The sequence below is a fragment of the Burkholderia sp. MSMB1498 genome, from assembly GCF_001526245.1.
Classification (GTDB): Bacteria; Pseudomonadota; Gammaproteobacteria; order Burkholderiales; family Burkholderiaceae; genus Burkholderia; species Burkholderia savannae.
Genome location: NZ_LOYJ01000066.1, coordinates 130,550 through 154,535 on the forward strand (window position 1 = coordinate 130,550; position 23,986 = coordinate 154,535).

Here is a 23,986-nt window from a genome sequence, read left to right on the forward strand (position 1 = left end):
CGGCCGGCGCGCAATGAAGGAAGGCACGACATGAGACGAAACAGCTTTTCAAAGATGATGACGACGGCGGCGCTTGCGACGCTCGCGCTGTCGCTCGCCGCGTGCGGGGTGTTCAAGGAGTCGGGCTACGGCATCGGCGCGCAGGCCGAGCGAGCGGCGCTGATGCAGGCCGCGGCCGACAAGAACGCGACGCCCGACACGCCCGGCATGTATCTCGGCCTCATCGGCCGGATGCAGTCGCAGGGGCTCTATTTCGCGTCGCTCGCGCACATCGATGCGTACGAGAAGCAGTACGGCGTGTCGCCGGACACGATCCTGCTGCGCGCCGACGCGCTGCGCGCGACCGACCAGCCGGCCGCGAGCGCGGTCGCGTACAAGCAGCTGCTCGGCACGCCGCTCGCCGCGCGCGGCTATCGCGGGCTCGGCCTGCTGGCCGGCGCGTCGGGCGACTTCGACGCCGCGTCGCAAGCGCTCGCGCAGGCGGCGGCGCTCGCGCCGACCGATTCGCCGACGCTGTCCGATCTCGCATACGCGCGGATGCGCGGCGGCGACGTCGCGCTCGCGCGCGTGCCGCTGATGAAGGCGGCGGAGCTCGACCAGAACAATCCGAAGATCCTGAGCAACCTCGCGCTCTTCCTGCTCGCGACCGGGCAGACGCGCGACGCGCTCGGCCTGATGAATCAGCTGAAGCTCGCGCCTGCGGTACGAACGGAAATCCGCAACGACGCGGCGAAGATCGCGGCTGCGTCGCGTGCGCGGCAACGCGCGCTCGCGCGCCCGGGCGCGCCGAATGCGGCGGGCCAGACAGGGGCGGCGGGGGCGGCGGGAGCCGCCGGTGCGGCGGGGACCGGTGCCGGCGCTGGCGCGATCGGCATCGTCGGCGCAACGGGTGCGATGGGTGCGGCAGGTGCGGCGGGCGGCAAGGGGGAGGCGACCGTCGCGGGAGCGCCCGCGCCCGTCGCGTCCGCTTCCGCGTCGGCCTTCGAGCCGACGGTGCCGCTCTTGCAGCGATTCTCGCAATGACAGACGTGACACGGAGCCGATATGACGACGCATGACCAAACCAAGACCGCCGCGGCCCGCTCCGGACGCGCCCGCGCGCTGCGCGCGGCGACGCTCGCGGCCGCGCTCGCGGCCGCGACGGGCGCGGCATGCGCGCAAGCGCCTCAATCGCCTCAATCGCCGCAAGCCGCGACGCCGCCCGCATCGGAGATTGGCCACGCGACGCAGACGTGGTTCGAATTGCAGGCGAGCAACCGCGACGCGGCGCCGTCGCAGCCGATGATCGGCGAGGCGGCGTCGCTTGCGTACGCACGCTATATCGAGTCGTTCAAGACGAAGATCCCGGCGTTCTACGGATCGGCGGCGGGCATGGGCGGCGGTGGCGGTGGCGGCGGGGCGGACTCCCTTCTCGCGCCGGCGTCGCATTCTCAGTGAGGGCCGCATGCCGTTAGCTCGCCGTTTCGCCGAACGCCGATCGTTCGCTCGCGGGCGTCGGTCGATCGCGCGCGAACGCGGCGCGTTCGCCGTCGTCGCGGCGGTCTGGATGCTCGTCGCGATCGCGGCGCTCGGTGCGATCGACATCGGCAACGCGTTCTTCGTGCGCCGCGACTTGCAGCGGGTTGCCGACATGGCCGCGCTCGCCGCCGCGCAGAAGATGGACAACCTGTGCGCGCGGCCGAACGCCGCCGCCGCGGCGAACGCGAGCTCGAACGGCTTCGATCCGGCGAAGAGCGGTAACACGCTCGCGGTCGCGTGCGGGCGCTGGGACACGCAGAGCAACGCGGGGCCGAGCTACTTCAATACGGCGTCGACGCCGCTGAACGCGGTGCAGGTGACGGCGACGCAGAGCGTGCCGTACTTCTTCCTCGGCCCGTCGCGCACGGTGAGCGCGATATCCACCGCGAAGGCGACCAACATCGACCAGTTCACCGTCGGCACGACGCTCGCGAGCCTGCAAGGCGGCCTCGTGAACAACGTGCTGAACGCGTTGCTCGGCGCGAATCTGGGCTTGAGCGTGCTGTCGTATCAGGCGCTCGCGTCGACGCAGATCAAGGTGGGCGACCTGATGGCGGCCGCGAACGTGCTGACCGTCAACGAGCTGCTGTCGACGCAGGTGACGGCGGGGCAGTTCGCGCAGCTGATGCTGACCGCGCTGTCGCGCACGCAGGTCGTGAACGCGAACCTGCAGGCGAGCGTCGCCGCGTTGCAGGCGATCGTCGCGGCGAATCTCGGCGGCGGGAAATTCAGCATCGGCAGCCAGTCTGGCGGGCCCGGCGTGTTCGCGCTCGGCCTGTCCGACACGCAGGCGGCGGCCGACGCGAAGATCAACGTGTTCGACGCGCTGATGGTTTCGGCGGAAGTCGCGGCGGCGGGCCAGCCGGCGGTGAACGTCGCGACGGGGCTGCAGCTCGCGGGGCAGGGCGCGACGCTGATGTTGCAGGTCATCGAGCCGCCGACGATCGCGATCGGCGAGGCGGGAACGGACCCGAAGACGGGCGCGTGGCGCACGCAGGCGAACAATGCGCAGATTCGGCTGTATCTGAACGTGGGTCTAGGCACGGCGGGTTTGTTGCCGACCGGCGTGCTGTTTCCGGTTGCGGCGCTCGTGAGCCTCGTTGAAGGCCTCATTCAGGTCAATTTGAATCTGCCGCTCACGTTGCAGGTCGCGACGGGCTCGGCATGGCTTCAGTCGACGAACTGCGCGGCGACTGCCGCGTCGAGCAGCGCGACGATCACCGTGCAGCCGGGCCTTGCGAACCTGTGCATCGGCGACGTGCCGACGAATCTTCCCGCGCAGCAGACGTTCGCCTGCAACGTGCCCGCGACGCTCGCGACGCTCGGCGTGCTGAACGCGCCGCTGCTGCAGATCAAATCGGCGCTCGCGTTGCCCGTGGTGGTGCCGCAGTCCAATGCGGCGACGCTCACGTTCAACGGCGTGACGGGCGACGCCGACGACTATCAGACGACGAATTCGAACGCGGTGGGCTCGGTGCTCTCGAACGCGCTGTCGGGCGCCGCGCAGTCGCTGACGGGGCCGAACGGCCTGACGCTCTACGTGTTCGGCCAACCGGTTGCGGTCGGCAGCATGCTCAATCCCGTGGTGTCGCTGCTGCTGAGCCAGCTCGGCCCCATGCTGAATTCGCTCGACCAAGTCGTCGTCCCGCTCCTGAACCTGCTGGGCGTTCAGGTCGGGGCGGCGACGGTCCACAACCTGGCGCTGACCTGCGGCACCGCGCAAACGGTTTATTGAAGAAGTCACGATAACGATGAGAAACACGAACGCAATCGAAGGACTCGACCTGTACGTCTGGGAGGGCAAGGCCGACATTGTCGACCGGGTCGCGCGCTGCATGTCGAGCTTCGAAGTCGAGGTGATCCGCGCCGACAACGAGGTCGTCTCGCCCGAGCGGACCGCGATGCGCCCGTCGCTCGCGATCATCAGCGTCACGATGATCGAGGCCGGAGCGGCGTTCCTGCGCAGCTGGCAGGCGGACATCGGCATGCCGGTGGTCTGGGTCGGCGCCGCGCGCGATCACGATACGTCGCTGTACCCGCCCGAGTATTCGCATATCCTGCCGCTCGATTTCACGTGCGCGGAGCTGCGCGGCATGATCTCGAAGCTCGCGGTGCAACTGCGCGCGCACGCGGCGAAGACGCTCGAGCCGAGCACGCTCGTCGCGCATTCGGAGTGCATGCAGGCACTGCTGCAGGAAGTCGACACGTTCGCCGATTGCGACACGAACGTGCTGCTGCACGGCGAGACGGGCGTCGGCAAGGAGCGGATCGCGCAGTTGCTGCACGAGAAGCACTCGCGCTACTGCATGGGCGAGTTCGTGCCCGTGAACTGCGGCGCGATTCCGGACGGCCTGTTCGAATCGCTGTTCTTCGGGCACGCCAAGGGCTCGTTTACGGGCGCGGTGGGCACGCACAAGGGCTACTTCGAGCAGGCGGCGGGCGGCACGCTCTTTCTCGACGAAGTCGGCGATCTGCCGCTCTACCAGCAGGTCAAGCTGCTGCGCGTGCTCGAGGACGGCGCGGTGCTGCGCATCGGCGCGACGGCGCCCGTCAAGGTGGATTTCCGGCTCGTCGCGGCGAGCAACAAGAAGCTGCCGCAGCTCGTCAAGGACGGCTTGTTCCGGGCGGACCTATACTACCGGCTCGCGGTGATCGAGCTCAGCATTCCGTCGCTCGAGGAGCGCGGCCCCGTCGACAAGATCGCGCTGTTCAAGTCGTTCGTCGCGTCGATCGTCGGCGAGGAGCGCCTCGCCGCACTGCCGGAGCTGCCATATTGGCTCGCCGAAGCGGTCGCCGATTCGTATTTTCCGGGCAACGTGCGCGAGCTGCGCAACCTGGCCGAGCGCGTCGGCGTGACGGTGAGGCAGACGGGCGGCTGGGACACGGCGCGGCTGCAGCGGCTCGTCGCGCAGGCGCGCAGCGCCGCGCAGCCGGTGCCGGCCGAGAGCGCGCCCGACGTGTTCGTCGATCGCAGCAAGTGGGACATGGCCGAGCGCAGCCGCGTGATCGCCGCGCTTGACGCGAACGGTTGGCGTCGGCAGGATACCGCGCAGCATCTCGGGATCAGCCGCAAGGTGCTGTGGGAAAAGATGCGCAAATATCAGATTTTCGACGAGGAGCCCGAAGCCAGGGAAAGCGAATGAAGCAGGGCTGCGACGCAGCCGACCAACATGCATTCGAATAACGACAACACATCGAAGCAGGAAAAACATAATGAGCCACATACGGGGAATGGGGCGCGTCTTCGTCGCGATCGCGGCGGCGGGCGGCCTCAGCGGCGCGCATGCGCAGGCATTGGGTAGCGCCGACGGGGCGTTGCAGGCATCGCCGGCGTTGACCGCGTCCGCCGTGCCGGTGCCGGCGGCGGCCGTCTCGGCGAGCGCCGTCGTCAATCTGTCGGCGCCCGGCGCAACGGCGGCCGCGAGCGCCGACGCGAACGGGGCGAGCACGATCGACGAGCTGCAACGGCAAATCCAGGCGCGCGAACTGACCGAGATGCGCACGACGTACAACGGCAGCTACGGCGCGAGCCTGCTGCTCAACGTCGACGAAGGCACGTACTTCGTCGCGCTGTTTCAGCAAAAAGCGTTCTGGCGCGTGATCAAGACGGCGAGCGACGCGCGTGCGGAGGCGGTCTACCGCGATTTCGCGAAGCAGTCGGAGACTCTCGCGGTCAACGAGCTGCAGGCCGCGAAGCTCGAGTCGCAGAAGGCGCAGGCCGACCGGCAGATCGCCGCCGCGCAGGAGCGGGCGAACCGGTTGCAGGCCGATCTGAACATCGCGCGCGAGCAGCGGGCGGCCGTCGCGAGCCGGCAGAAGGACAAGCTTGACGAGACGGTTGCGCTGCGCGATCAGCGCAACGAGCGGCAAGATCAATTGCGCAAGCTGCAACAGCAAGTGCGCTCGCTGCAACGGCAGGCCGACGCTGGATTGCCGAAGGCGCGTTGATCGCAAATGGAGCGGGGCGGAGCCGGACGGCTTCGCTTCGCGCAAGCGCCGGCTTTCGCGGCGGCGCGAACTCGCGACGCTCGATGTGAAGCGACGCTTGACGAAAAAAGGGCAAGCCGCGATGAACGGCTTGCCCTTTTTGTTTGGACGGAGTCGGCTTATTGACCGTCCGTCGGCCCGAGCGAGCGGCGGCGGCGCGTGACGATCACGGGGCCGTTGCCGTTGCGCTCCTGTGCGCCGGACGGCGTCGACACGCCATCTTGCGGCTCGCGCGGCGCGCCGTACGATTCGCGGGGTTCGCGCGGCTCGCGGGAGCCGTAGCCGTCGCGGGGTTCACGGGAGCCGTAGCCGCCGTCGCTGCGTTCGCGTGCGCCGTAGCCGCCGTCGCCGCGCTCACGCGCACCGTAACCGCCGTCGCCACGGGAATCGCGGGAGCCGTAGCCGCCGCCGTCGCCGCGGGATTCGCGTGCGCCGTAACCGCCGCCTTCGCCGCGCGGCTCGCGGGAGCCGCCGTGCGAGCCGTACGGACCGTGGCCGCCGCCTTCGCGCCCGCCGGGGCGACCGCCGCCATGGCCGCCGCCCGGACGCGGGCCGCGCGGGCCGCCCGGACGGGAGCCGCCCGTATCGAGCTGAATCGTCGAAATGGCGCGTTTATAGATGCCTTGCAGGCCGACGGGCGTGCGCAGCATCACCAGATACTGGTCGAACGACTCGATGCATCCCGTCAGGCGAATGCCGTTGACGAGATAAATTTCGACGCGCTTGCGTTCCTTGCGCGCGGCATTGATGAAGTCGTTTTGCGGATGGGATTCTGCAGGATTGGCCATTAAAAAGCGGCAGGTGCCGGCGTCAATTAAGAGTTATGCGTTTCGCCGCATGCGAACTTACACAGCGTTTGGCGGGATTTTACCCTGTTCGAACCCGATGCGCGCGCGAGCGTTTGTGTCTAACCGTTACCCACTATAGACGGTCCGGGCGATTTGCGCGATCCGTCCGATCGGCCAGTGCGTGTTTGCGCGCACTTCCGTTACGTCGCGTTACAGCTCTCGCAAGGCCGTTTCACCTGGCGGCGGACGGGGCGGCTACAGTCCATGCATGAAGCCGGCAGAGCCGGCGAAACGAGGTGACGAACATGAAAAAGTTACTGACGAGCATGATGCTGGGCGTCGCGGCGCTCGCCGTATCGGGTGCCGCGACGGCGGGCGGCGTCGATCTGTCGATCGGAGTCGGCGTGCCGGTCGCGCCCGTGTACGTGGCGCCGCAGCCCGTCTACGTCGCGCCGCAGCCCGCCGTCGTCGGATATCCGGCGTACGGGTGGCGCGGCGACGATGACGAAGACTACTGGAAGCACGAGCGCAAGCACTGGCGCAAGTGGCACCGCCATCACGACGATGACGATTGACCCTGCGGGCGGCCCGGCCGGGCAGGCCGGCCGCCGTGCCGACGCAGCGAAACGCCGCGCGGGCCGCCAAGGCCGCGCGGCGTTTTTCATGGGCGCCCGTCTTGGCGATTCGTGACGAAACGATGACGGCTCAGAACTTGTACTCGGGATTCTTCGGATCGAACGCCGTTTCGTCGAACGACTTCGGCGTGATCCTCTCGAACACGACCTTCTCGAACACGCGCCCGTCGTTGTCGTACGACTCGACGGTGCGGAAATACGGCTGCCGCAGATCGAGCCCGAGCGTTTCCTTCTTCGCGTAGAACTGCGGCCGGCCGCCGGGCGTCTCGTAGGTGAGCGCGACGACGCGCACGCCCTTGATCGTTTTCGCCTCGACGTGCGTCGGCTTCAGCACGCCCGCTTCGCGGTACTTCTTCGCCTCGCTCAAATACAGGTTCGCGACGAACTCGGTGCCGAGATCGCGCACCTGGTGGTTCGACTGCGCGCGCGAGAGGGCGCCGTCGAGCGCCGTCCACATCGGCACCTTGCCGAGCAGGCCGCCCAGGTGGCCGTACATCTCGTCGGCGCGCTTCGTCGAGTCGTAGATCACTTCCTGGCCCGAGTGCGCGCTGTCCGGCAGCCACTTCGCGTACACGCGCAGCGGCCCGCGCGTCACCTTGACGAGCATGTGATCGGGCGTATCGGACCATTTGCCGCTGAGGCGCTCCTGGCGCAGCATCGTGAATTCGTACGACGAGTAGCCGATCGGGCCCGCGGCGACGTACTCGGGCACCGTCTGCGGATCGAGCGACTTGAAGAGCGCGGTGAGCATTGCGTCGTCGAGCTTTTCGAGCGCGCCTTCGCGCGCGGCCGTGCGCAGCCAGCGCGCCTGCTGGTCGACGGGGAGCTTCGCGACCTTCGCGAGCTCGGGCGCAAGCGCGGCGTCGGGCGCGCCGGATTCGACGGCGGCGTGCGCGTCGGCGCCTGCGCTTGACTGCGCGTGCGCGGCGCCGCCGGCGAACCCGAGCGCGAGCGTAAGCGCGAGTGCGCTCGCGGCCGAAGCGGCGACGAGCCGGCGCCGCGCGAATCGCGTTCGCTGCGACGAAGATGGGTGCTGCGGTGACGCGTGTGACATGCATTCCTCCCAGAACGCGTTCGAAAATTCGTGTGGTCGTGCCTCGGTTGGCCGAATCAATGCCGCGCCGACGGATTCGCCGGCGCTTTCGCGAGCTTCGCGAGTTCCTCGTCGCGCAGCGCGCGGCGCAGGATCTTGCCGACATTGGTCTGCGGCAGCGCGTCGCGGAATTCGACCGCCTTCGGCATTTTGTAGCCCGTCAGGTTCTTGCGGCAGTGCGCGAGCACGTCCTCGACCGTCAGCGACGCGTCGCGCGGCACGACGAACACCTTGATGCGCTCGCCGTGCACGGGATCGGGAATGCCGATCGCCGCCGCCTCGCGGATGCCCGGATGCGACACGAGCACGTCCTCGATCTCGTTCGGATAGACGTTGAAGCCCGACACGAGAATCATGTCCTTCTTGCGATCGATGAGGCGGATGAAGCCGCGTTCGTCCATCACGCCGATGTCGCCCGTCGCGAGCCAGCCGTCGGCGTCGATCACCTTCGCGGTTTCGTCGGGGCGCTGCCAGTAGCCGCGCATCACCTGCGGGCCGTGCACGCATAGCTCGCCCGATTCGCCGACGTTCGCCCACGCGCCGTCCTCCTTGCGAAAGCGCACGATCGTCGACGGCGCGGGCAGCCCGATCGAGCCGCTGAACGCGCGCTTCTCGTTCACGTCGTACGGGTTCATCGTGACGATCGGCGAGCACTCGGTGAGCCCGTAGCCTTCGACGATCGGGCAGCCCGTCACCTGCTCGAAGCGCTCGGCGACCGCGCGCTGCATCGCCATTCCGCCCGCCATCGCGAGCTTGAGCTTCGAGAAGTCGCGCTTGCGGAATTCCTCGTTGTCGAGGAACGCGTTGTAGAGCGTGTTGATGCCGGTGATGCCCGTGAAGGTTTCGTGGCGCAGGATCTTCATCATCATCTTCGTGTCGCGCGGATTCGCGATCAGGATGTTGCGACCGCCGAGGCCGAGGAAGATGAACGCGTTCACCGTCAGCGAATAGATGTGATAGAGCGGCAGTGGCGTGAGCACCGTTTCGACGTCGCCCGTCAGTTGATCCTCGATCCACGCCTTCGCCTGCAGCAGGTTCGCGATCAGGTTGCCGTGCGTGAGCATCGCGCCTTTCGCCACGCCCGTGGTGCCGCCCGTGTACTGCAGGAACGCGAGGTCGTCGCGCTTGAGCGCGACGGGCGCCGGCGCCTTGCGCGCGCCGGCGGCGAGCGCCGCGCGCAGGCGCACGGCCTGCGGCAGCCGGTACGGCGGCACGAGCTTCTTCACGTGCTTGAGCACGAAGTTGATCAGCCGGCCTTTCGGATTGAGGCCGTCGGCGAGCAGATCGCCGAGCGCGGTCACGACGACGTGCTTGATCTGCGTTTCGGGCAGCGCGTCCTCGAGCGTCTTCGCGAAATTCTCGAACACGACGATCGTCTGCGCGCCGCAGTCCTTCAGCTGATGCGCGAGCTCGCGCACCGTGTAGAGCGGGTTGACGTTCACGACGATCGCGCCCGCCTTCAGCGCGCCGAACAGCGTGACCGGATACTGGAACGTGTTCGGCAGCATGATCGCGACGCGGTCGCCGGGTTTCACGCCGAGGCTCTGCAGGTACGACGCGAACGCGACCGCCTTGTGCGCGAGCGCCGCGTAGGTGAGCCGCGCACCCGCGCTGATGAACGCGACGCGCTCAGCGTAGCGCGTCGTGCATTCGTCGAAGTACTGGGCAAGCGATTCGTACTGCGTGACGTCGATGTCGTGCGGCACGCCTTTCGGGTACGACGCATGCCAGATGCCGTCGGTGTTCGGTGCTTGCGTGTGGGCGTGGGCGGGCGCGGGCGCAACGGGGGCGGTCATCGCTTGTCTCCTGAATCGCTGAATCGTTATGATGGGCCGACGCGCGGGCGTCGAAGGCGCGATGCGCGGTGCGCCGCGCAGCCGGGGTGGGCGATCGGGCGGGGCGTCGGATCGCGACGCGCCCGGCGCCGCCGCGCTCGGCCGCGTGCCACGCGGCCGATGCTCGCAGCGTTGGACCTCGATCAGGTCGCGTGGGTTTCGTGCGCGGCCGCGACCATGGGCTCGGCCGCGATCGGTTCAATGCACGGTGCGGCGGCAGCCGCAGCGGCGGTCGGCATCGGCGCGGCGGGTGTCGCAGCGGCCGACGTCGGCGGCGCGGGGTTCGGCGCGGGCGCCGAAACGGCGGCCGGCGCGATCTCCGGTGCGGCGGCGGGCGCGGACGGCGCGATGGCGGCAACGGCGGCGCCTGCCGCCGCCGCCGCCGCCGGCTCGGCCGGATGCGTCGCGTCGGCCGACGCCGCAGCGCCGTCGAGCACCGACGCGAAGATCGTGAGCTGCGCCGTGTCGGGCATCGGCGCCTTCAGCGCGGCGACGATCAGCGACGACAGCCGCGCGATCATTTGCACGTCGTTCATCGAGCGGCCTTGCGTGAATTCGTCGATGAGGCTTTCGGTCTCCGCGCCCGCGAGCGCGCCGGACAGCGCGCCGATCGCGTAGTGCAGCCGCCAGCCGAGCTCCGCGCGCGGCAGGTTCGGCAGCGCGCGCTGGAACGCGTCGAAGAAGCGGCCGGCGACGCTCGCGTAGTGCGCGGTCAGGAAATTGCGCACGAACGCCGACGGATCGGTGTACGCGCGGCCGATGAGTCTGAGGAATGCGCGGCCGCCGCGTTGCGGATCGCGCGACGCCTGCAGCGCCGGAATGAACATCGCGCCCAGCACGTGCTCGCACGTGACGTGCGGGCCGAGTTGCGCGTCGAACCGATCGAGGATGCGCAGGCGCTCCTCGTTCAGCTGATCGAGGCGCCGCGACAACATCGCGTGGATGAGCGCTTCCTTGCTACCGAAGTGATAGTTGACCGCGGCAAGATTCACCGCTGCGCGCGATGTGATTTGCCGCATCGACATCGCTTCGAAGCCATGCTCGATGAAAAGATCTTCGGCCGCATCGAGGATGCGCGCCTTCGTCCCGCCGGATTGCCGGCTGGCCTGTCGAACTGCCATGTTCCGCCTCCCTTGCCGGTTTCCCGGTACGCGAACAAGCGATTCAAATCTGTAATTGAAACAGCTGTTTTCATTAAGATAAAAAGCGGTGCGGGGCGGCGGCAAGCGTTCTTTATGGACAAATTCCTCTAGAGCGTTCAGTGCAATGCAGCATGAATCACGCGCCGCGCGCAGTACGGCGCGCGCTTGCGCAATGGTGCGCCGCCGCGTGCGGGCGCTATCCCGTCGTCGGGCTCATCGCGGCCGCCTGCGTCATGTCGATCCCGCGTCGCTCGCGGCTGAACACAATTAAAACGCAGATGACGACGGCGACGATGCCCGCGACCGTCGCGAGCGCCATGCTGTAGTCGTTGCCGTGATTGACCGCGAGTTGCGCCTGCATCGTCGCGTTGCCCGACGCGAGCAGATTGCCGAGCTGATACACGAAGCCGGGGAAGGTCGCGCGAATCTCGTCGGGCGAAATCTCGTTCAGATGCACGGGGATCACGCCCCATGCGCCCTGCACCGAGATCTGCATCAGGAACGCACCGGCGGCGAGCGCGAGCACGCCGGTCGAGAACGCCCAAAGCGGCAGCACGGGCAGCGAGATCATCGTTGCGATGAAGATCGCGCGGCGGCGGCCGATGCGCTCCGACAGCCAGCCGAACGTGAGCCCGCCGACGATCGCGCCGATGTTCAGCACGATCGTGATCCCCGACACCGTGTGCGGATCGAAGTGATGCTGTTCGCGCAGGAATGTCGGATAGAGATCCTGCGTGCCGTGCGAGAAGAAGTTGAACGCGGTCATCAGCACGACTGCGTAAATCGACAGCTTCCAGTTCTGCTTGAGCGTCTCGACGAGGCTCGGGCGCGCGCGCTTTTCCATCTGCTTCCACGCGGGCGACTCGGGCACTTTCGCGCGCACGTACAGCACGAGCAGCGCGGGCAGCACGCCGATCATGAACATGCCGCGCCAGCCGATGTACTGGTAGAAGAGGCCGAAGACGATCGACGCGAGCAGATAGCCGCTCGGGTAGCCCGCCTGCAGCAGGCCCGACACGGCGCCGCGCGCGCGCGTCGGGATCGTTTCCATCGTCAGCGCGGAGCCGACGCCCCATTCGCCGCCCATGGCGACGCCGAACAGCGTGCGCAGCACGAGCAGCGCGGCCAGGCTCGGCGCGAAGCCGGACGCGAGCTCGAGCAGCGAATAGCATGCGATGTTGATCATCAGCGTCGGCCGGCGGCCGAAATGATCGGCGAGGCGGCCGAAGATCAGCGCGCCGATCGGGCGCGCGGCGAGCGTCAGCGTGATCGCGAACGCGACGGCGGGAATCTTCGTGTTGAATTCGGCGGCGATGTCCTTCAGCACGAAAACCATCAGGAAGAAATCGAATGCGTCGAGCGTCCAGCCGAGGTAGGCGGCGATCGTGACGTTGCGTTGTTCCCGGGTCCAGCTCATGGTCATGGCGGCGGTCTCCTCGAGGGAAAGCGCCGTCGTGGCCCGCACCGTCCGGCTGGCGCTGCGCGCAGGCGGTAATGCGAGTGTACGCCGCTCATCGCGCGCGTGAGGGCTCTGAACGATCCGATCCGGATTTATCCCTATGAAATACCTTGGTGCCCAGGACGTAACCGATGTGTGCGCCGCATTCGTCACGTCGAGCTCATCGCGTCGCGCCGCATCGCGTCGAGCGAACGGCGCGGGATCGCCCGGCTGCGCGTGCGAACCGGCGCGATTCGCCGCGGTTTTCGCGATGCGGCGGGCGATGCTAAGGTAGCGCCGTCCTCTTTCTTTCATGTGCTTACAGATGGATTCGGATTCGCAAGCTCTCCCGGCGCTGCCGGTTCTCGAAACCGATCGCTTGTGGCTGCGCCCGCGCATGCTCGCCGACCTCGACGCATGCATCGCGATGGATCGCGATCCGGACGTGACGCGCCACATCGCCGGTCCGTGGAGCGATCCGCTCGAGCATCGCCGTTTCGTCGAGCATCGGATCACGCGCGCGTATCCGCCCGGCCTCGGCTATTGGTCGATCTTCGAGAAGGCGCGGCCCGAGCGCTTCGTCGGCTGGACGCTGCTGATTCCCGATTTCGCCGAAGGCGGCCGCGACGTCGAGATCGGCTGGCGCCTCGTGCGCGAAGCATGGGGGCGCGGGATCGCGAGCGAAGCCGCGCGGCGCGTCGTGCGGCATGCGTTCGAGACGGTCAGGCTGCCGCGCATCGTCGCGGACATCGCCGCGCAGAACGACGCGTCGCTGCACGTCGCGCGCAAGCTCGGGATGCGGCGCGTCGGCATCGTGCAGGACGGCATCCCGTACGTCCGTCACCGGCTCGAGCGCGCGGACCTCGCGACTCTTTCGACTGTCGCGGCCCGCCGCTGACGCCCGGGTGCCGCCGCGCGCGCCGCGCTCCGTGCGGCAGTACGCATTGCGCAAGCCTCGGGGGCAATGCGGTATTAACGCGAGCGCCGATCCCATGTATCGTTGCCGACATCCTATTCGGGAGTCCCACCATGACGATCGGCCACGACGTGCATCTCATCCCCGCCAAGCTCGACGCGCTGCGCCCGACGCAGATCACGGTCGGGTATCGCGAAGTGAAGGCGAAGCGCAAGCACTGGAAATCGCTCGGCAAGAAGGCGCGCAAGGCCGCGATCGATTCGCACTGGTTTCCGGCCGTGTTGGGGCCGGGCGGCGAGTACTTCATCACCGATCATCATCATCTCGGGCTCGCGCTCATCGAAGAGGGCGTGACCGAGGTGAGGGCGATGCTGCTGAAGGATCTGTCATGGCTCGACGAAACGATCTTCTGGCGGATGATGGAGCACAACCAGTGGGTGCATCCGTTCGGCACGAACGGCGTGCGCCATGACTACGCCCGCTTGCCGAAGTCGCTCGTCGGCCTGAAGGACGATCCTTACCGCAGCCTGGCGGGCGAACTGCGCACGGCGGGCGGCTACGCGAAGGACGCGACGCCGTTCAGCGAATTCCTGTGGGCCGATTTCCTGCGCCCGAAAATCGCGCTGACGCAGATCCGCAAGGATTTCGCGACGGCGCTCGAAGCGGCGCTCGGCCACGCGCACACGCAGGAGGCGCGCTATCTGCCGGGATGGTCCGGCGTGATCGCGGCGCCGCGCTGAGCGCCGCGTCCTCATTCGATCGACGGACAACGAACACGGAGCGCGCATGGACTCTCGTACGAAGCGTATCGACGCGCCGCCTCAGCAGGCCGAGCATTTCGCCGCGCTCGACGCGCCGCCCGCGCCGCGCGGCCGCCGCACGGCGCTCGACGCACTCGCCGGGCTGTCGATCGCGGGCCTGCTGATTCCCGAGGCGGTCGCGTACGCGGGGCTCGCGAACCTGCCGCCGCAGGCGGGGCTCATCGCGCTGCTGGCCGGGCTCGTCGTCTATGCGATCGCGGGCAGCAGCCGTTTCGCGATCGTGTCGGCGACATCGTCGTCGGCCGTCGTGCTCGCCGCGACCGTGATTTCCGAGGCCGGGCCGAACGTCGCCGCGCAACTTCTGTTAGCGGCCGCGCTCGTCGCGACGACGGGCATCCTGTTCATCCTCGCGGGCGCGGCGCGCCTCGGCGGCATGTCGGATTTCATCGCGCGCCCGGTGCTGCGCGGCTTCACGTTCGGCCTCGCGCTCACGATCGTGATCAAGCAGTTGCCGAAGATCCTCGACGTGCCGATCCACCACAGCGATACGCTGCGCTTCGCGTTCGACCTGCTGCTCGGGATTCCGAACGGCAACGTGCACAGCGCGGCGCTCGGCGCGACGGCGCTCGCGATCCTGTTCGCGCTCGGGCGGCGCTCGCGCGTGCCGGCGACGCTCGTCGTCATCGTGCTCGGCATCGCGGCCGGCTATTGGATCGACTGGCATCGCTACGGGATCGCGGTCGTCGGCACGATCGACCTGCAGAATCTCGCGTTCGGGATGCCGGTGCTCGGCCGCTCCGCATGGATGCAGACGGCCGAGTTCGGCTTCGCGCTGATGCTGATCCTGTACGCGGAGTCGTACGGGTCGATTCGCAACTTCGCGCTCAAGCATGGCGACGCGATTTCGCCGAACCGCGATCTCGTCGCGCTCGGCTGCGCGAATCTCGTCTCCGGGCTGCTGCACGGAATGCCCGTGGGCGCCGGCTATTCGGCGACGTCGGCGAACGAGGCGGCGGGCGCGCAGACGCGCATGGCGGGCCTCTTCGCGGCGGCCGTGATCGCGCTGATCGTCTGGCTGCTGCTGCCGCAGCTCGCGCGCATCCCGGAGCCCGTGCTCGCCGCGATCGTGATCTTCGCGGTCAGCCATTCTCTGCATCCCGAAGTGTTCCGGCCGTACTGGGCATGGCGTCGCGACCGGATCGTCGTGATCGCCGCGCTGTCGGCCGTGATCGTGCTCGGCGTGCTGCACGGCCTGCTCGCCGCGATCGGCGTGAGCTTGCTGCTGACGCTGCGGCAACTGTCCGAGCCGAACGTGAGCGTGCTTGGACGGCTGCGCGAGAGCCACGATTTCGTCGACGTGTCGATGCACGAGGATGCGAAGCCGATCCCGGGCGTGGTGATCGTGCGGCCGGAGGCGCAGCTCTTCTTCGCGAACGCGGAGCGCGTGCTGAACATGGTGCGGCATCTCGCGCGCGATGCGCAGCCGCCCGTGCACACGGTGATACTGAGCCTCGAGGAATCGCCCGACATCGACGGCACGACGATCGAAGCGCTGAAGACGTTCGCCGCCGAATGCGACGCGCGCGGCTGGCGCCTCGTGTTCGTGCGCCTGAAGCCGAACGTGCTGCGCGTGCTTCAGCGCGCGGCCGACGGAGCGCTGCGGGCGGGCGCGCTGTCCGAGCTGAGCGTCGACGAGAGCCTGCAACTGCTGGCGGCGGGCGAGCCTCAGCATGCGTGATGCGTCGGCGGCGTCCGCCGCCGCGCGTGCATGGCGCCGATGCGCGCGGCGCGATCGTCGCGCCGGCCGATCGTGTCGCTCCGTGCCGCTTCGTGTCGCCCCGCTTCGTTTGTGCATCGCGCCGGCGGCCGCTCGGTTCGTCCGTTCGCATGCCTCGCGCTTACGGCGCCCGTCGGCGCCCGTCGGCGCCCGTCGGCGCCCGTCGGCGCCCGTCGGCGCGCGAGCGCAAGCGTCACAGTGTGGCCGCGCGCATGCCCGGCCGCACCGCGCGCAATTCGGAGAACGGCACGCGTGACAGATCGAGCAGCGTTTGCGTCGTCGCCGCGATTTCGCGGCGCAGGCGCACATAGTCGATCTTCTCCGCGGTCGTCACGCCGTCCGTAGTTGAGGAGATACGTCGGGCCCGTGATGACGTTGATCGTCGGCACGCGCCCGCGGCCCCAGAAATACTGGCCCTCGCCGGGCCAGGCGGCGTCGTCGGCGCTGCCGCCTCCGTTCGGATTGAGCGGCGGCATCACGAACGCGGGCGCGGCGTTCGCGCGGCGCACCAGCGCGTCGGCCGCGTCGACGAGCGCGGGCACGGGCGGCATGAAGAGCGCCGCCGGCTCCGCGCGGCCGGTCGGCGCGAGCGCGCCGCGCGCATTCGGCAGCCATTCCTGCGCGCCCAGATGCTCGATCGTGACGACGCACGCGATTTGCGCGACGAGCCCGTCGTGCGCGTGGCGAGCGAGGAAATCCTCGATGCCGAGCCCGCCCGCGAAGTGCCCGCTCGACAGCATGATCATGATCGTGCGCGGCAGCGCCGCGCGGGGCAGGCGGTACAGGTACTGCGCGATCGCGACGATCGCGTTCGGGCCGTTGTCCTCGATTCCGTTCGTGCCGTCGGTGTGGCTGTTGACGACGGTCAGCTCGTCAGTCGCGCCGGGGATGATGCCGATCAGGTTGCGCGTTTGCACGCGCTCGACGCTCGCGTCGAGCGGCAGCCTGAGCGTGGCGCCGCGCTTCGCGAGCGCGACGAGCTTTGCGCCCGTCGCGCGATCGACGAACAGGCCGGGCGCACGTCGCGGCCGGCCGTCGTACGGTGCATAGAGCCTGGTCGCCTCGGCGGCGGACGTGTCGGCGATCATCACGACGCCGGCCGCGCCCGCCGCCTGCAGCGCGTCGAGCATCGCGGTGAGTGCGCCGAGCATGAAGCTCGTGCGCACGTACGGCGCCGACGGCGGGAACGCGTTGTCCGGATCGAACACGCGCAGCGCGCGCTCGCGGAAGAACGCGCCCGGCTTGCCGGCTCGCGCCGGGTCTCGGATTCGTGTGCTGAAAGTGCGTCGGGCGCGTGATCGTTATACGAATGGGGACGGCGAAGATCAAATGTGATGCACCGGTAAAGCGACATGGCGCGCGCTCCGCGGCGGGCGCAGGCGCGTTCGGACGCGGATCGGCGCACGCTTGCGAATTGCGCCGACCGTCTTGCGCGGCGCTCGGCAACGCGAGCATGCGTTCGTGCCATTGCGAGCGCCGCGCGCATCGGATGTGCGGTGTGGGTGACGTGAAAGCGTTTCGTTGGTTGTCCCGAGCGAGGTCGCGTGACGGGCCGGCTCGGCCGGGTTCAAAGCGGAGCGAAGAGCGGACGAAGAGGACGCAAGGACGGAGCGACACGGACGCGCGGCGATGAAGCGGCGACGATCGCGATGGCGTCGCATGCGCGATGCATGCCGCCGATATCACACGAGACGCGATCGAACGGCGCGGCGTGTGCGAGAAACAAAAAACCCCGTACGCGATGCGTTACGGGGTTCGTTGTTTTGCTCGATAAGAGATGGTGCCCAGGAGAGGACTCGAACCTCCACGGTGTTGCCACCGCTAGGACCTGAACCTAGTGCGTCTACCAATTCCGCCACCTGGGCACTGCTGCATCGAGCAAGACCGCTATTTTAGACGTCTTATGAATTCTGTCAACAGAAATTTAGGGAGAGACCAAAAATTCATTGAAGACAGTTTTCACGAGACATAGGCAGCCTCACACAAAAAGAAAAAGCCAGCGCAAGCTGGCTTTTTCGAATCTGGTGCCCAAGAGAGGACTCGAACCTCCACGGAGTTACCCGCTAGTACCTGAAACTAGTGCGTCTACCAATTCCGCCACCTGGGCAGGTGCGTGTGCTGCAAAGACCGCAATTATAGACGGTCGAATGAGCCTGTCAACACTTTTTCATCGTGCGCGCAGGGCGCGGCGCATCCCGCGCAACACGCGGCGTGCGGTCCGTTCGGTGCGGCGGCGGGTGTTAGAATGGGGCGGCATGAGCGGCGCGCCCGTTCGGCTCCGCTTGCCGCGGTCGCGCAAGCCAAACGCAACGAGAAAAATCATCGACAAGCCCTTGAGCAAGTATCCGTATCCCATTCCGAGCCGCGAAGAGATTCTCGGCGTGCTGCGCACGAGCGACGCGCCGCTTGCGGCGAACGACATCGCTGAAGCGCTGTCGATCAAGCGTCAGGAGCGCGAAGGATTTTTCCGTCGCGTCGCCGCGATGGAGCGCGACGGTCAGATCCGTCTCGACAAGCGCGGACATTATCAGTTGACGCATCCGTCCAACTTCGTCGCGGGCCGCGTGCAGGGCCATCGCGACGGCTACGGCTTCGTGATCCGCGACGACGGCCAGGACGACCTGTTCCTGCCGAACGCCGAGATGCAGAAGGTCATGCACAACGACCGCGTGCTCGCGCGGATCGTCGGCTATGATCGGCGCGGGCGGCCGGAAGGGCATGTCGTCGAGGTGACAGAGCGTGCGAACAAGCGCGTGATCGGGCGTCTGCTGAACGAGAACGGCGCGCTCATCGTCGCGCCCGAGGACAAGCGGATCAGCCACGACATCCTCGTCACGCAGAACGTGAAGAAGGCGAAGGTCGGGCAGGTCGTCGTGGTCGAGCTCACCGATTTTCCGAGCCGCCATTCGCAGCCGCTCGGCCGCGTCGTCGAGGTGCTCGGCGACATCGACGATCCCGGCATGGAGATCGAGATCGCGGTGCGCAAGTACGGCGTGCCGCACGAATTCGGCGCGCACGCGCTCGGCGAAGCCGCGGCGCTGCCGGACAAGGTGCGGCCCGCGGATTTGCGCTATCGCGTCGATCTGCGCGACGTGCCGCTCGTCACGATCGACGGTGAGGACGCGCGCGACTTCGACGACGCCGTATACTGCGAGCCCGTCGCGGTCGGCCGTGGCGAAGGTTTCCGGCTCATCGTCGCGATCGCCGACGTGTCGTACTACGTGCAGCCGGGCAGCCCGCTCGACGGCGACGCGGTCGAGCGCAGCACGTCGGTCTACTTCCCGCGCCGCGTGATTCCGATGCTGCCGGAGAAGCTGTCGAACGGGCTGTGCTCGCTGAATCCGCAGGTCGACCGCTGCGTGCTCGCGTGCGACATGATCATCAACGCGCGCGGCGACATCAAGGCGTATCAGTTCTATCCGGCCGTGATCCACTCGGCCGCGCGTCTCACGTATACCGAAGTGGCCGCGGTGCTCGCGAACACGAAGGGGCCGGAGGCCGCGCGCCGCGCCGAGCTGATGCCGCACCTGCAGAACCTGTACGGCGTCTACAAGGCGCTCTTCGCCGCGCGGCAAAAGCGCGGCGCGATCGATTTCGACACGACCGAGACGTACATCGTCTGCAACGCGCAAGGCAAGATCGAGCAGATCCTGCCGCGCCAGCGCAACGACGCGCATCGCCTGATCGAGGAATGCATGCTTGCCGCGAACGTCTGCGCGGCCGATTTCCTCAAGCGCAACAAGCATCCGGGCCTCTACCGCGTGCATGCGGGCCCGACGCCCGAGAAGCTCGAGAACCTGCGCGCGTTCCTGCGCGACATGGGGCTCACGCTGGGCGGCGGCGACACGCCGCACGCGAGCGACTATGCGGCGCTGATGGCGCACATCCGCGATCGGCCCGATGCGCAGATGCTGCAGCCGATGCTGCTACGCTCGATGCAGCAGGCGGTCTACAGCCCCGACAACATCGGCCACTTCGGCCTCGCGTACGACGCGTACGCGCACTTCACGAGCCCGATCCGCCGCTATCCCGATCTGCTCACGCACCGCGCGATCTACGCGATCCTGTCCGGCAAGAAGTACACACCGAAGTCGCCCGAAGGCGTCGAGCTCAACACCGCGCTGTCGCCGCGGGCCCGCGCGATGCAGCGCGAGGACGACGAGGCGCGCGGCCGCGCGCGGTCGAACACGGCGATCTGGGAAGAGCTCGGGCTTCATTGCTCGTCGAACGAGCGGCGCGCGGACGAGGCGTCGCGCGACGTCGAAGCGTGGCTCAAGTGCTATTTCATGCGCGACAAGCTCGGCGAGGAGTACGGCGGGATGGTGAACGGCGTCACGTCGTTCGGCATCTTCGTGCAGCTCGACGCGCTCTTCATCGAAGGCCTCGTGCACGTGACCGAGCTCGGCGCCGACTACTTCCAGTACGACGAAGTGAAGAACGAGCTGCGCGGCGAGCGCACGGGCATCCGCTATCGGCTGTCCGATCGCGTGCGCGTGCAGGTGAGCCGCGTGGACCTCGACGCGCGCAAGATCGATTTCCGGCTCGTGCGCGAAACGCCCGTCAAGGCGCCGCGGCCGGCGGCTTCGGCGGCGGCTGCCGAAGCCGCCGGGCCGCGCGTGCGTTCGCTGCCGCCCGCGGAAGGGCCCGCGCGGCGCAAGAAGGCCGCGAGCGCGCCGAGCGCGGCGGTGAATGAGGCGCGGGCGGCGCGCAAGAAGGGCGCCGCGTCCAAGCCGGCCGCGAAGAAGGCGCGTTCGCGCAAGAAGTACTGATCGAGCGCGCCGCCCGCGAGAGGCGGCGCCGACTGATCGAGACGCCGCGCACCCGGAAGGGCGCGCGGCGCTTTCCATTTTCAATGCGGCCGTGCAATGCGCGGCCGCGCGTTTTGATCGAAGGTTGTTCCAGCCATGTCACGTCTGAAGGTTCTCTACGGTTTTCATGCGGTGACCGCGCGCATGCGGCACGATGCGTCGACGGTCGCGGAGGTGTTCTACGATGCGACGCGCCGCGACCGCCGGATGCAGGACTTCCTGCAGACCGCGAAGGAAGCGGGCGTGCGTCTCATCGCCGCCGACGAGACGCGGCTCTGGGGGCTCGCGCACACCGAGCGCCACCAGGGGGTCGTCGCGCGCGTCGAGGATCTGCCGCTCGCGCAGAACCTCGCCGAGCTGCTCGACGGGATCGCGGGGCCGGCGCTTCTGCTCGTGCTCGACGGCGTGACCGATCCGCACAACCTGGGCGCATGCCTGCGCGTCGCCGACGCGGCAGGCGCGCACGCGATCATCGCGCCGCGCGACCGCGCGGCCGGACTCAACGCGACCGCCGCGAAGGTCGCGAGCGGCGCGGCCGATACGGTGCCGTACATCACGGTGACGAACCTCGCGCGGGCGCTGCGCGAGCTGAAGGACGCGGGGGTGTGGGTGATCGGCACGTCGGACGATGCGACGGCGAGCCTCTACGACACGAAGCTCGACGGCCCGGTGGCGCTCGTGGTGGGCGCGGAAGGCGAGGGGATGCGGCGCTTGACGCGCGACACGTGCGACGAAGTGATGTTCATTCCGATGGCGGGGAGCGTCGAGAGCCTGAACGTGTCGGTCGCGAGCGGCGTGTGCCTGTACGAAGCCGTGCGGCAGCGAGGCGCGAAGAAATAAGCAAAGCGCGCGGCGCGTGCGCGCGCCGCCGACTATGAGCGATGCGCGCCGCTTCGTGCGTGACGCGCGACGGCGAACGCCGGCGGCATGCGAGGCGGCGCGCTCGCGCGTATCGCCGCCGCAAGCGCGAGTCCGGTCGCGGAGCGCGAGCGTCGGGCCGGGTCGATCGCGACGCCCGCACGCTTCCGTTTTCGTCGTGACGCGCAGCCGTCATATCGCCGCACCGCGCGCAGTTCCCGTAAAACAGGCGCAAAACGCGCAAGAATACGATCGACGAAGCGTCTAGAATGGGGCGCTCGTGTCGGGTCGAATCGTCCCGACGACCGCAGATTCATCGAGCGCCGTCATCATGAAAATCCCTTTGCGCCATGCGCTTCTCGCGAGCCTCAGCCTGCTCGCCGCCTGTACGGCGCCCACGCTCGTCAATCACGGCGACTACTACGCCGACACGAGCCTGCCCGCGCGCAGCGTCGATTCGCGCATTCGCTTCCTCGTCATGCACTACACCGAGATCGGCGAAGCGCAGTCACTGCACGTGCTCACGCAGGAAAACGTGAGCTCGCATTACGTCGTGTCCGACGCGCCGCGCACCGAGCGCGGCTTGCCCGTCGTCTATCAGCTCGTGCCGGAAAGCGAGCGCGCGTGGCACGCGGGCGTGAGCTCGTGGCAGGGCGCGACCGAGCTGAACGGCGTGTCGATCGGCATCGAGAACGTCAATCGCGGCCCGATCGATACGCCGCACGGCCGCATGTGGGCGCCGTATCCGCCCGCGCAGGTCGACGCGATCGTTCGGCTTGCGAAGGATATCGTCACCCGTTACCAGATTCCGCCGACGCGCGTCGTCGGCCACAGCGACATCGCGCCGCAGCGCAAGATCGATCCCGGCCCGCTGTTCCCGTGGCGCGCGCTTGCGAAAGCGGGCGTCGGTGCGTGGCCCGACGACGCGACCGTCGCCGCGCGCCTCGCGGGCCGGCCGCCGAAGTCGCTCGTCGACGTGCGCGAACTGCAACTGAAGCTCGCGCGCTACGGCTATGACGTCGCGACGGACGGCGTGCTCGACGATCGCGCGCGGCGCGTGATCGCCGCGTTCCAGATGCATTTCCGGCCAACCGACTACGCGGGCAATCCCGATGCGGAAACCGACGCGATCGCGCAGGCGCTGCTCGACAAGTACATGTCGTCGCAGCCGGCGCCCGAGCGCGACGTGGCGACGGACGGCGCAAGCGCGGCGAGCGGGGTGGCGGCGCAGTGAACGCGTTCGACGGGCGGCCACGCGAGCGCGCCGCCCGATTCGACGCGGCCGCGTGGGCGAGCGTCAACGCGGCCGAGCGATTGTCAATCTGAGAAACGGCGGGCGTCGGCGCCGCGCGTGGCTTCGCCGTCGCGATCGCATCAAAAAAGGCCGTCAAGCGGAGCGTCTCCGGTAAACTTGCGCTTTTCGCACTTCGATTGCTCGACGCTTCTCATGACACAAGACGAACTCAAACGCCTCGTCGGCGAGGCCGCCGCCCAATACGTGACCGACAACGTGCCGCAAGGCGCGGTGATCGGCGTCGGCACGGGCTCGACCGCCAACTGCTTCATCGACGCGCTCGCGGCCGTCAAGGATCGCTATCGCGGCGCGGTGTCGAGCTCGGTCGCGACGACGGAGCGCCTGAAGTCGCATGGCATCAAGGTGTTCGATCTGAACGAGATCGAGTCGCTGCAGGTGTACGTCGACGGCGCGGACGAGATCGACGGGAGCGGCGCGATGATCAAGGGCGGCGGCGGCGCGCTCACGCGCGAGAAGATCGTTGCTTCGGTCGCCGAAACGTTCGTTTGCATCGCCGATGCGAGCAAGCGCGTCGCGGTGCTCGGCCAGTTTCCGCTGCCCGTCGAGGTCGTGCCGATGGCGCGCACCGCGATCGGCCGCCGGCTCGCCGCGCTCGGCGGCGTGCCCGTGCTGCGCGTGAAGCAGGACGGCGCGCCGTACCTCACCGACAACGGCAACGAGATTCTCGACGTGAAGGGCCTGCGAATCGACGATCCGCGCGCGCTCGAAGCGACGATCAACGGCTGGCCCGGCGTCGTGACGGTCGGCCTGTTCGCCGAACGCGGCGCGGATCTGTGCCTGCTCGGCACCGCGCAAGGCGTCGAAACGCTCCGCTACGTGCGGCGTTAATTCAATCATTTGAAAATGAATTTGCTGTGCGAAAGCAATAAAGTCGGTTAAATCCAATCTCAATAAATTCAGATTGCCGACGCTTTCGGCAGGCCTTCGATCCGAGGTCCAGCGAGCTTGCAACAAGCTTGCTGGACCTATTTTTTTAGGGCTGTTTTTTTTCTGGATATAGTAAGAGGGATTACCCTGTCAGGTGTTTACCAGATAGCGGAATTGCGACGAACTCAGCAACGTATCGTTCATAAGAACAAAGGCTGATAGTCATGTCATTTCGATACAGAGGGCCG

General features: G+C 67.9%; 18 protein-coding genes, 2 tRNA genes and 1 pseudogene. 13 read left to right on the forward strand and 8 right to left on the reverse strand.

Annotation, left to right across the window (positions count from 1 at the left end):
- Positions 1-30: 30 nt before the first annotated feature.
- The 5 genes from WS91_RS12810 to WS91_RS12830 all read left to right on the forward strand — a co-directional run bounded on the left by WS91_RS12810 (position 31) and on the right by WS91_RS12830 (position 5,466).
- Entirely contained in the window at positions 31-1,023 is a 993-nt protein-coding gene (locus WS91_RS12810; RefSeq protein WP_038743221.1) for a tetratricopeptide repeat protein, read from the forward strand.
- Positions 1,024-1,044: 21 nt separating this feature from the next.
- Positions 1,045-1,437, forward strand: coding sequence for a DUF3613 domain-containing protein (locus WS91_RS12815; RefSeq protein WP_059575125.1), 393 nt, complete (start codon positions 1,045-1,047; stop codon positions 1,435-1,437).
- 7 nt (positions 1,438-1,444) lie between these two features.
- Positions 1,445-3,253: a TadG family pilus assembly protein gene (locus WS91_RS12820; RefSeq protein ID WP_059670368.1), complete on the forward strand. Its 1,809-nt coding sequence runs from the start codon at positions 1,445-1,447 to the stop codon at positions 3,251-3,253.
- A gap of 16 nt (positions 3,254-3,269) precedes the next feature.
- The gene (locus tag WS91_RS12825) at positions 3,270-4,661 is read left to right on the forward strand and encodes a sigma 54-interacting transcriptional regulator (protein WP_059575121.1); all 1,392 of its coding nucleotides are present in this window, start codon (positions 3,270-3,272) and stop codon (positions 4,659-4,661) included.
- Positions 4,662-4,749: 88 nt separating this feature from the next.
- On the forward strand, positions 4,750-5,466 hold the full coding sequence (locus WS91_RS12830; protein WP_059575119.1) for a DUF2968 domain-containing protein: 717 nt from the start codon (positions 4,750-4,752) through the stop codon (positions 5,464-5,466).
- Positions 5,467-5,624: 158 nt separating this feature from the next.
- Here WS91_RS12830 and hfq read toward each other — a convergent pair whose 3' ends face one another.
- Positions 5,625-6,293 carry an RNA chaperone Hfq gene (hfq, locus tag WS91_RS12835; protein WP_038743212.1) on the reverse strand — a complete coding sequence of 223 codons (669 nt, stop codon included), beginning with the start codon at positions 6,291-6,293 and terminating at the stop codon, positions 5,625-5,627.
- Between the two features lie 305 nt (positions 6,294-6,598).
- On the opposite strand from hfq, the gene WS91_RS12840 reads away from it, so the two are divergent.
- Positions 6,599-6,868: a PXPV repeat protein gene (locus WS91_RS12840; protein ID WP_059575158.1), complete on the forward strand. Its 270-nt coding sequence runs from the start codon at positions 6,599-6,601 to the stop codon at positions 6,866-6,868.
- A gap of 130 nt (positions 6,869-6,998) precedes the next feature.
- Here WS91_RS12840 and WS91_RS12845 read toward each other — a convergent pair whose 3' ends face one another.
- The 4 genes from WS91_RS12845 to WS91_RS12860 all read right to left on the reverse strand — a co-directional run bounded on the left by WS91_RS12845 (position 6,999) and on the right by WS91_RS12860 (position 12,421).
- Entirely contained in the window at positions 6,999-7,982 is a 984-nt protein-coding gene (locus WS91_RS12845) for a DUF1571 domain-containing protein (RefSeq protein WP_038743210.1), read from the reverse strand.
- Positions 7,983-8,038: 56 nt separating this feature from the next.
- The gene (locus tag WS91_RS12850) at positions 8,039-9,817 is read right to left on the reverse strand and encodes an AMP-binding protein (RefSeq protein WP_059575117.1); all 1,779 of its coding nucleotides are present in this window, start codon (positions 9,815-9,817) and stop codon (positions 8,039-8,041) included.
- A gap of 182 nt (positions 9,818-9,999) precedes the next feature.
- A complete protein-coding gene (locus tag WS91_RS12855) occupies positions 10,000-10,977 on the reverse strand; it encodes a TetR/AcrR family transcriptional regulator (protein ID WP_059670369.1) in 978 nt (325 codons plus the stop codon).
- A 217-nt stretch (positions 10,978-11,194) separates the two neighbouring features.
- Positions 11,195-12,421: an MFS transporter gene (locus WS91_RS12860; protein WP_038743205.1), complete on the reverse strand. Its 1,227-nt coding sequence runs from the start codon at positions 12,419-12,421 to the stop codon at positions 11,195-11,197.
- Positions 12,422-12,761: 340 nt separating this feature from the next.
- Here WS91_RS12860 and WS91_RS12865 point away from each other — a divergent pair, with 340 nt between their 5' ends.
- The 3 genes from WS91_RS12865 to WS91_RS12875 all read left to right on the forward strand — a co-directional run bounded on the left by WS91_RS12865 (position 12,762) and on the right by WS91_RS12875 (position 15,851).
- Positions 12,762-13,334: a GNAT family N-acetyltransferase gene (locus WS91_RS12865; protein ID WP_038743203.1), complete on the forward strand. Its 573-nt coding sequence runs from the start codon at positions 12,762-12,764 to the stop codon at positions 13,332-13,334.
- Between the two features lie 131 nt (positions 13,335-13,465).
- Positions 13,466-14,092 carry a ParB-like protein gene (locus tag WS91_RS12870; RefSeq protein WP_059575113.1) on the forward strand — a complete coding sequence of 209 codons (627 nt, stop codon included), beginning with the start codon at positions 13,466-13,468 and terminating at the stop codon, positions 14,090-14,092.
- 46 nt (positions 14,093-14,138) lie between these two features.
- Positions 14,139-15,851, forward strand: a complete 1,713-nt coding sequence (locus WS91_RS12875; protein WP_059670370.1) for a SulP family inorganic anion transporter — start codon at positions 14,139-14,141, stop codon at positions 15,849-15,851.
- A gap of 232 nt (positions 15,852-16,083) precedes the next feature.
- Here WS91_RS12875 and WS91_RS12885 read toward each other — a convergent pair.
- From WS91_RS12885 to WS91_RS12895, 3 genes and pseudogenes are all read right to left on the reverse strand, one after another.
- A pseudogene (locus WS91_RS12885) lies at positions 16,084-17,128 on the reverse strand (PA domain protein); the annotation flags it as partial.
- A 540-nt stretch (positions 17,129-17,668) separates the two neighbouring features.
- Positions 17,669-17,755 (reverse strand) — tRNA-Leu (locus tag WS91_RS12890).
- Positions 17,756-17,912: 157 nt separating this feature from the next.
- Positions 17,913-17,997 (reverse strand) — tRNA-Leu (locus WS91_RS12895).
- Between the two features lie 226 nt (positions 17,998-18,223).
- Between WS91_RS12895 and rnr the strand changes: the two genes are divergently transcribed.
- The 4 genes from rnr to rpiA all read left to right on the forward strand — a co-directional run bounded on the left by rnr (position 18,224) and on the right by rpiA (position 23,699).
- Entirely contained in the window at positions 18,224-20,659 is a 2,436-nt protein-coding gene (rnr, locus tag WS91_RS12900) for a ribonuclease R (protein ID WP_059575156.1), read from the forward strand.
- Between the two features lie 135 nt (positions 20,660-20,794).
- The gene (gene rlmB / locus WS91_RS12905; RefSeq protein WP_038743197.1) at positions 20,795-21,538 is read left to right on the forward strand and encodes a 23S rRNA (guanosine(2251)-2'-O)-methyltransferase RlmB; all 744 of its coding nucleotides are present in this window, start codon (positions 20,795-20,797) and stop codon (positions 21,536-21,538) included.
- 349 nt (positions 21,539-21,887) lie between these two features.
- Positions 21,888-22,790 (forward strand): N-acetylmuramoyl-L-alanine amidase, encoded by a 903-nt coding sequence (locus WS91_RS12910; protein ID WP_059670372.1) that lies wholly within the window; start codon positions 21,888-21,890, stop codon positions 22,788-22,790.
- A gap of 213 nt (positions 22,791-23,003) precedes the next feature.
- The gene (rpiA, locus tag WS91_RS12915) at positions 23,004-23,699 is read left to right on the forward strand and encodes a ribose-5-phosphate isomerase RpiA (RefSeq protein ID WP_059670423.1); all 696 of its coding nucleotides are present in this window, start codon (positions 23,004-23,006) and stop codon (positions 23,697-23,699) included.
- Positions 23,700-23,986: the final 287 nt, after the last annotated feature.

Bases quoted from the DNA above. Each gene is read 5' to 3' on its own strand.
- WS91_RS12810 (WP_038743221.1), top strand. From the start codon at position 31: ATGAGACGAAACAGCTTTTCAAAGATGATGACGACGGCGGCGCTTGCG.
- WS91_RS12815 (WP_059575125.1), top strand. From the start codon at position 1,045: ATGACGACGCATGACCAAACCAAGACCGCCGCGGCCCGCTCCGGACGC.
- WS91_RS12820 (WP_059670368.1), top strand. From the start codon at position 1,445: ATGCCGTTAGCTCGCCGTTTCGCCGAACGCCGATCGTTCGCTCGCGGG.
- WS91_RS12825 (WP_059575121.1), top strand. From the start codon at position 3,270: ATGAGAAACACGAACGCAATCGAAGGACTCGACCTGTACGTCTGGGAG.
- WS91_RS12830 (WP_059575119.1), top strand. From the start codon at position 4,750: ATGGGGCGCGTCTTCGTCGCGATCGCGGCGGCGGGCGGCCTCAGCGGC.
- hfq (WP_038743212.1), bottom strand. From the start codon at position 6,293: ATGGCCAATCCTGCAGAATCCCATCCGCAAAACGACTTCATCAATGCC.
- WS91_RS12840 (WP_059575158.1), top strand. From the start codon at position 6,599: ATGAAAAAGTTACTGACGAGCATGATGCTGGGCGTCGCGGCGCTCGCC.
- WS91_RS12845 (WP_038743210.1), bottom strand. From the start codon at position 7,982: ATGTCACACGCGTCACCGCAGCACCCATCTTCGTCGCAGCGAACGCGA.
- WS91_RS12850 (WP_059575117.1), bottom strand. From the start codon at position 9,817: ATGACCGCCCCCGTTGCGCCCGCGCCCGCCCACGCCCACACGCAAGCA.
- WS91_RS12855 (WP_059670369.1), bottom strand. From the start codon at position 10,977: ATGGCAGTTCGACAGGCCAGCCGGCAATCCGGCGGGACGAAGGCGCGC.
- WS91_RS12860 (WP_038743205.1), bottom strand. From the start codon at position 12,421: ATGACCATGAGCTGGACCCGGGAACAACGCAACGTCACGATCGCCGCC.
- WS91_RS12865 (WP_038743203.1), top strand. From the start codon at position 12,762: ATGGATTCGGATTCGCAAGCTCTCCCGGCGCTGCCGGTTCTCGAAACC.
- WS91_RS12870 (WP_059575113.1), top strand. From the start codon at position 13,466: ATGACGATCGGCCACGACGTGCATCTCATCCCCGCCAAGCTCGACGCG.
- WS91_RS12875 (WP_059670370.1), top strand. From the start codon at position 14,139: ATGGACTCTCGTACGAAGCGTATCGACGCGCCGCCTCAGCAGGCCGAG.
- rlmB (WP_038743197.1), top strand. From the start codon at position 20,795: ATGTCACGTCTGAAGGTTCTCTACGGTTTTCATGCGGTGACCGCGCGC.
- WS91_RS12910 (WP_059670372.1), top strand. From the start codon at position 21,888: ATGAAAATCCCTTTGCGCCATGCGCTTCTCGCGAGCCTCAGCCTGCTC.
- rpiA (WP_059670423.1), top strand. From the start codon at position 23,004: ATGACACAAGACGAACTCAAACGCCTCGTCGGCGAGGCCGCCGCCCAA.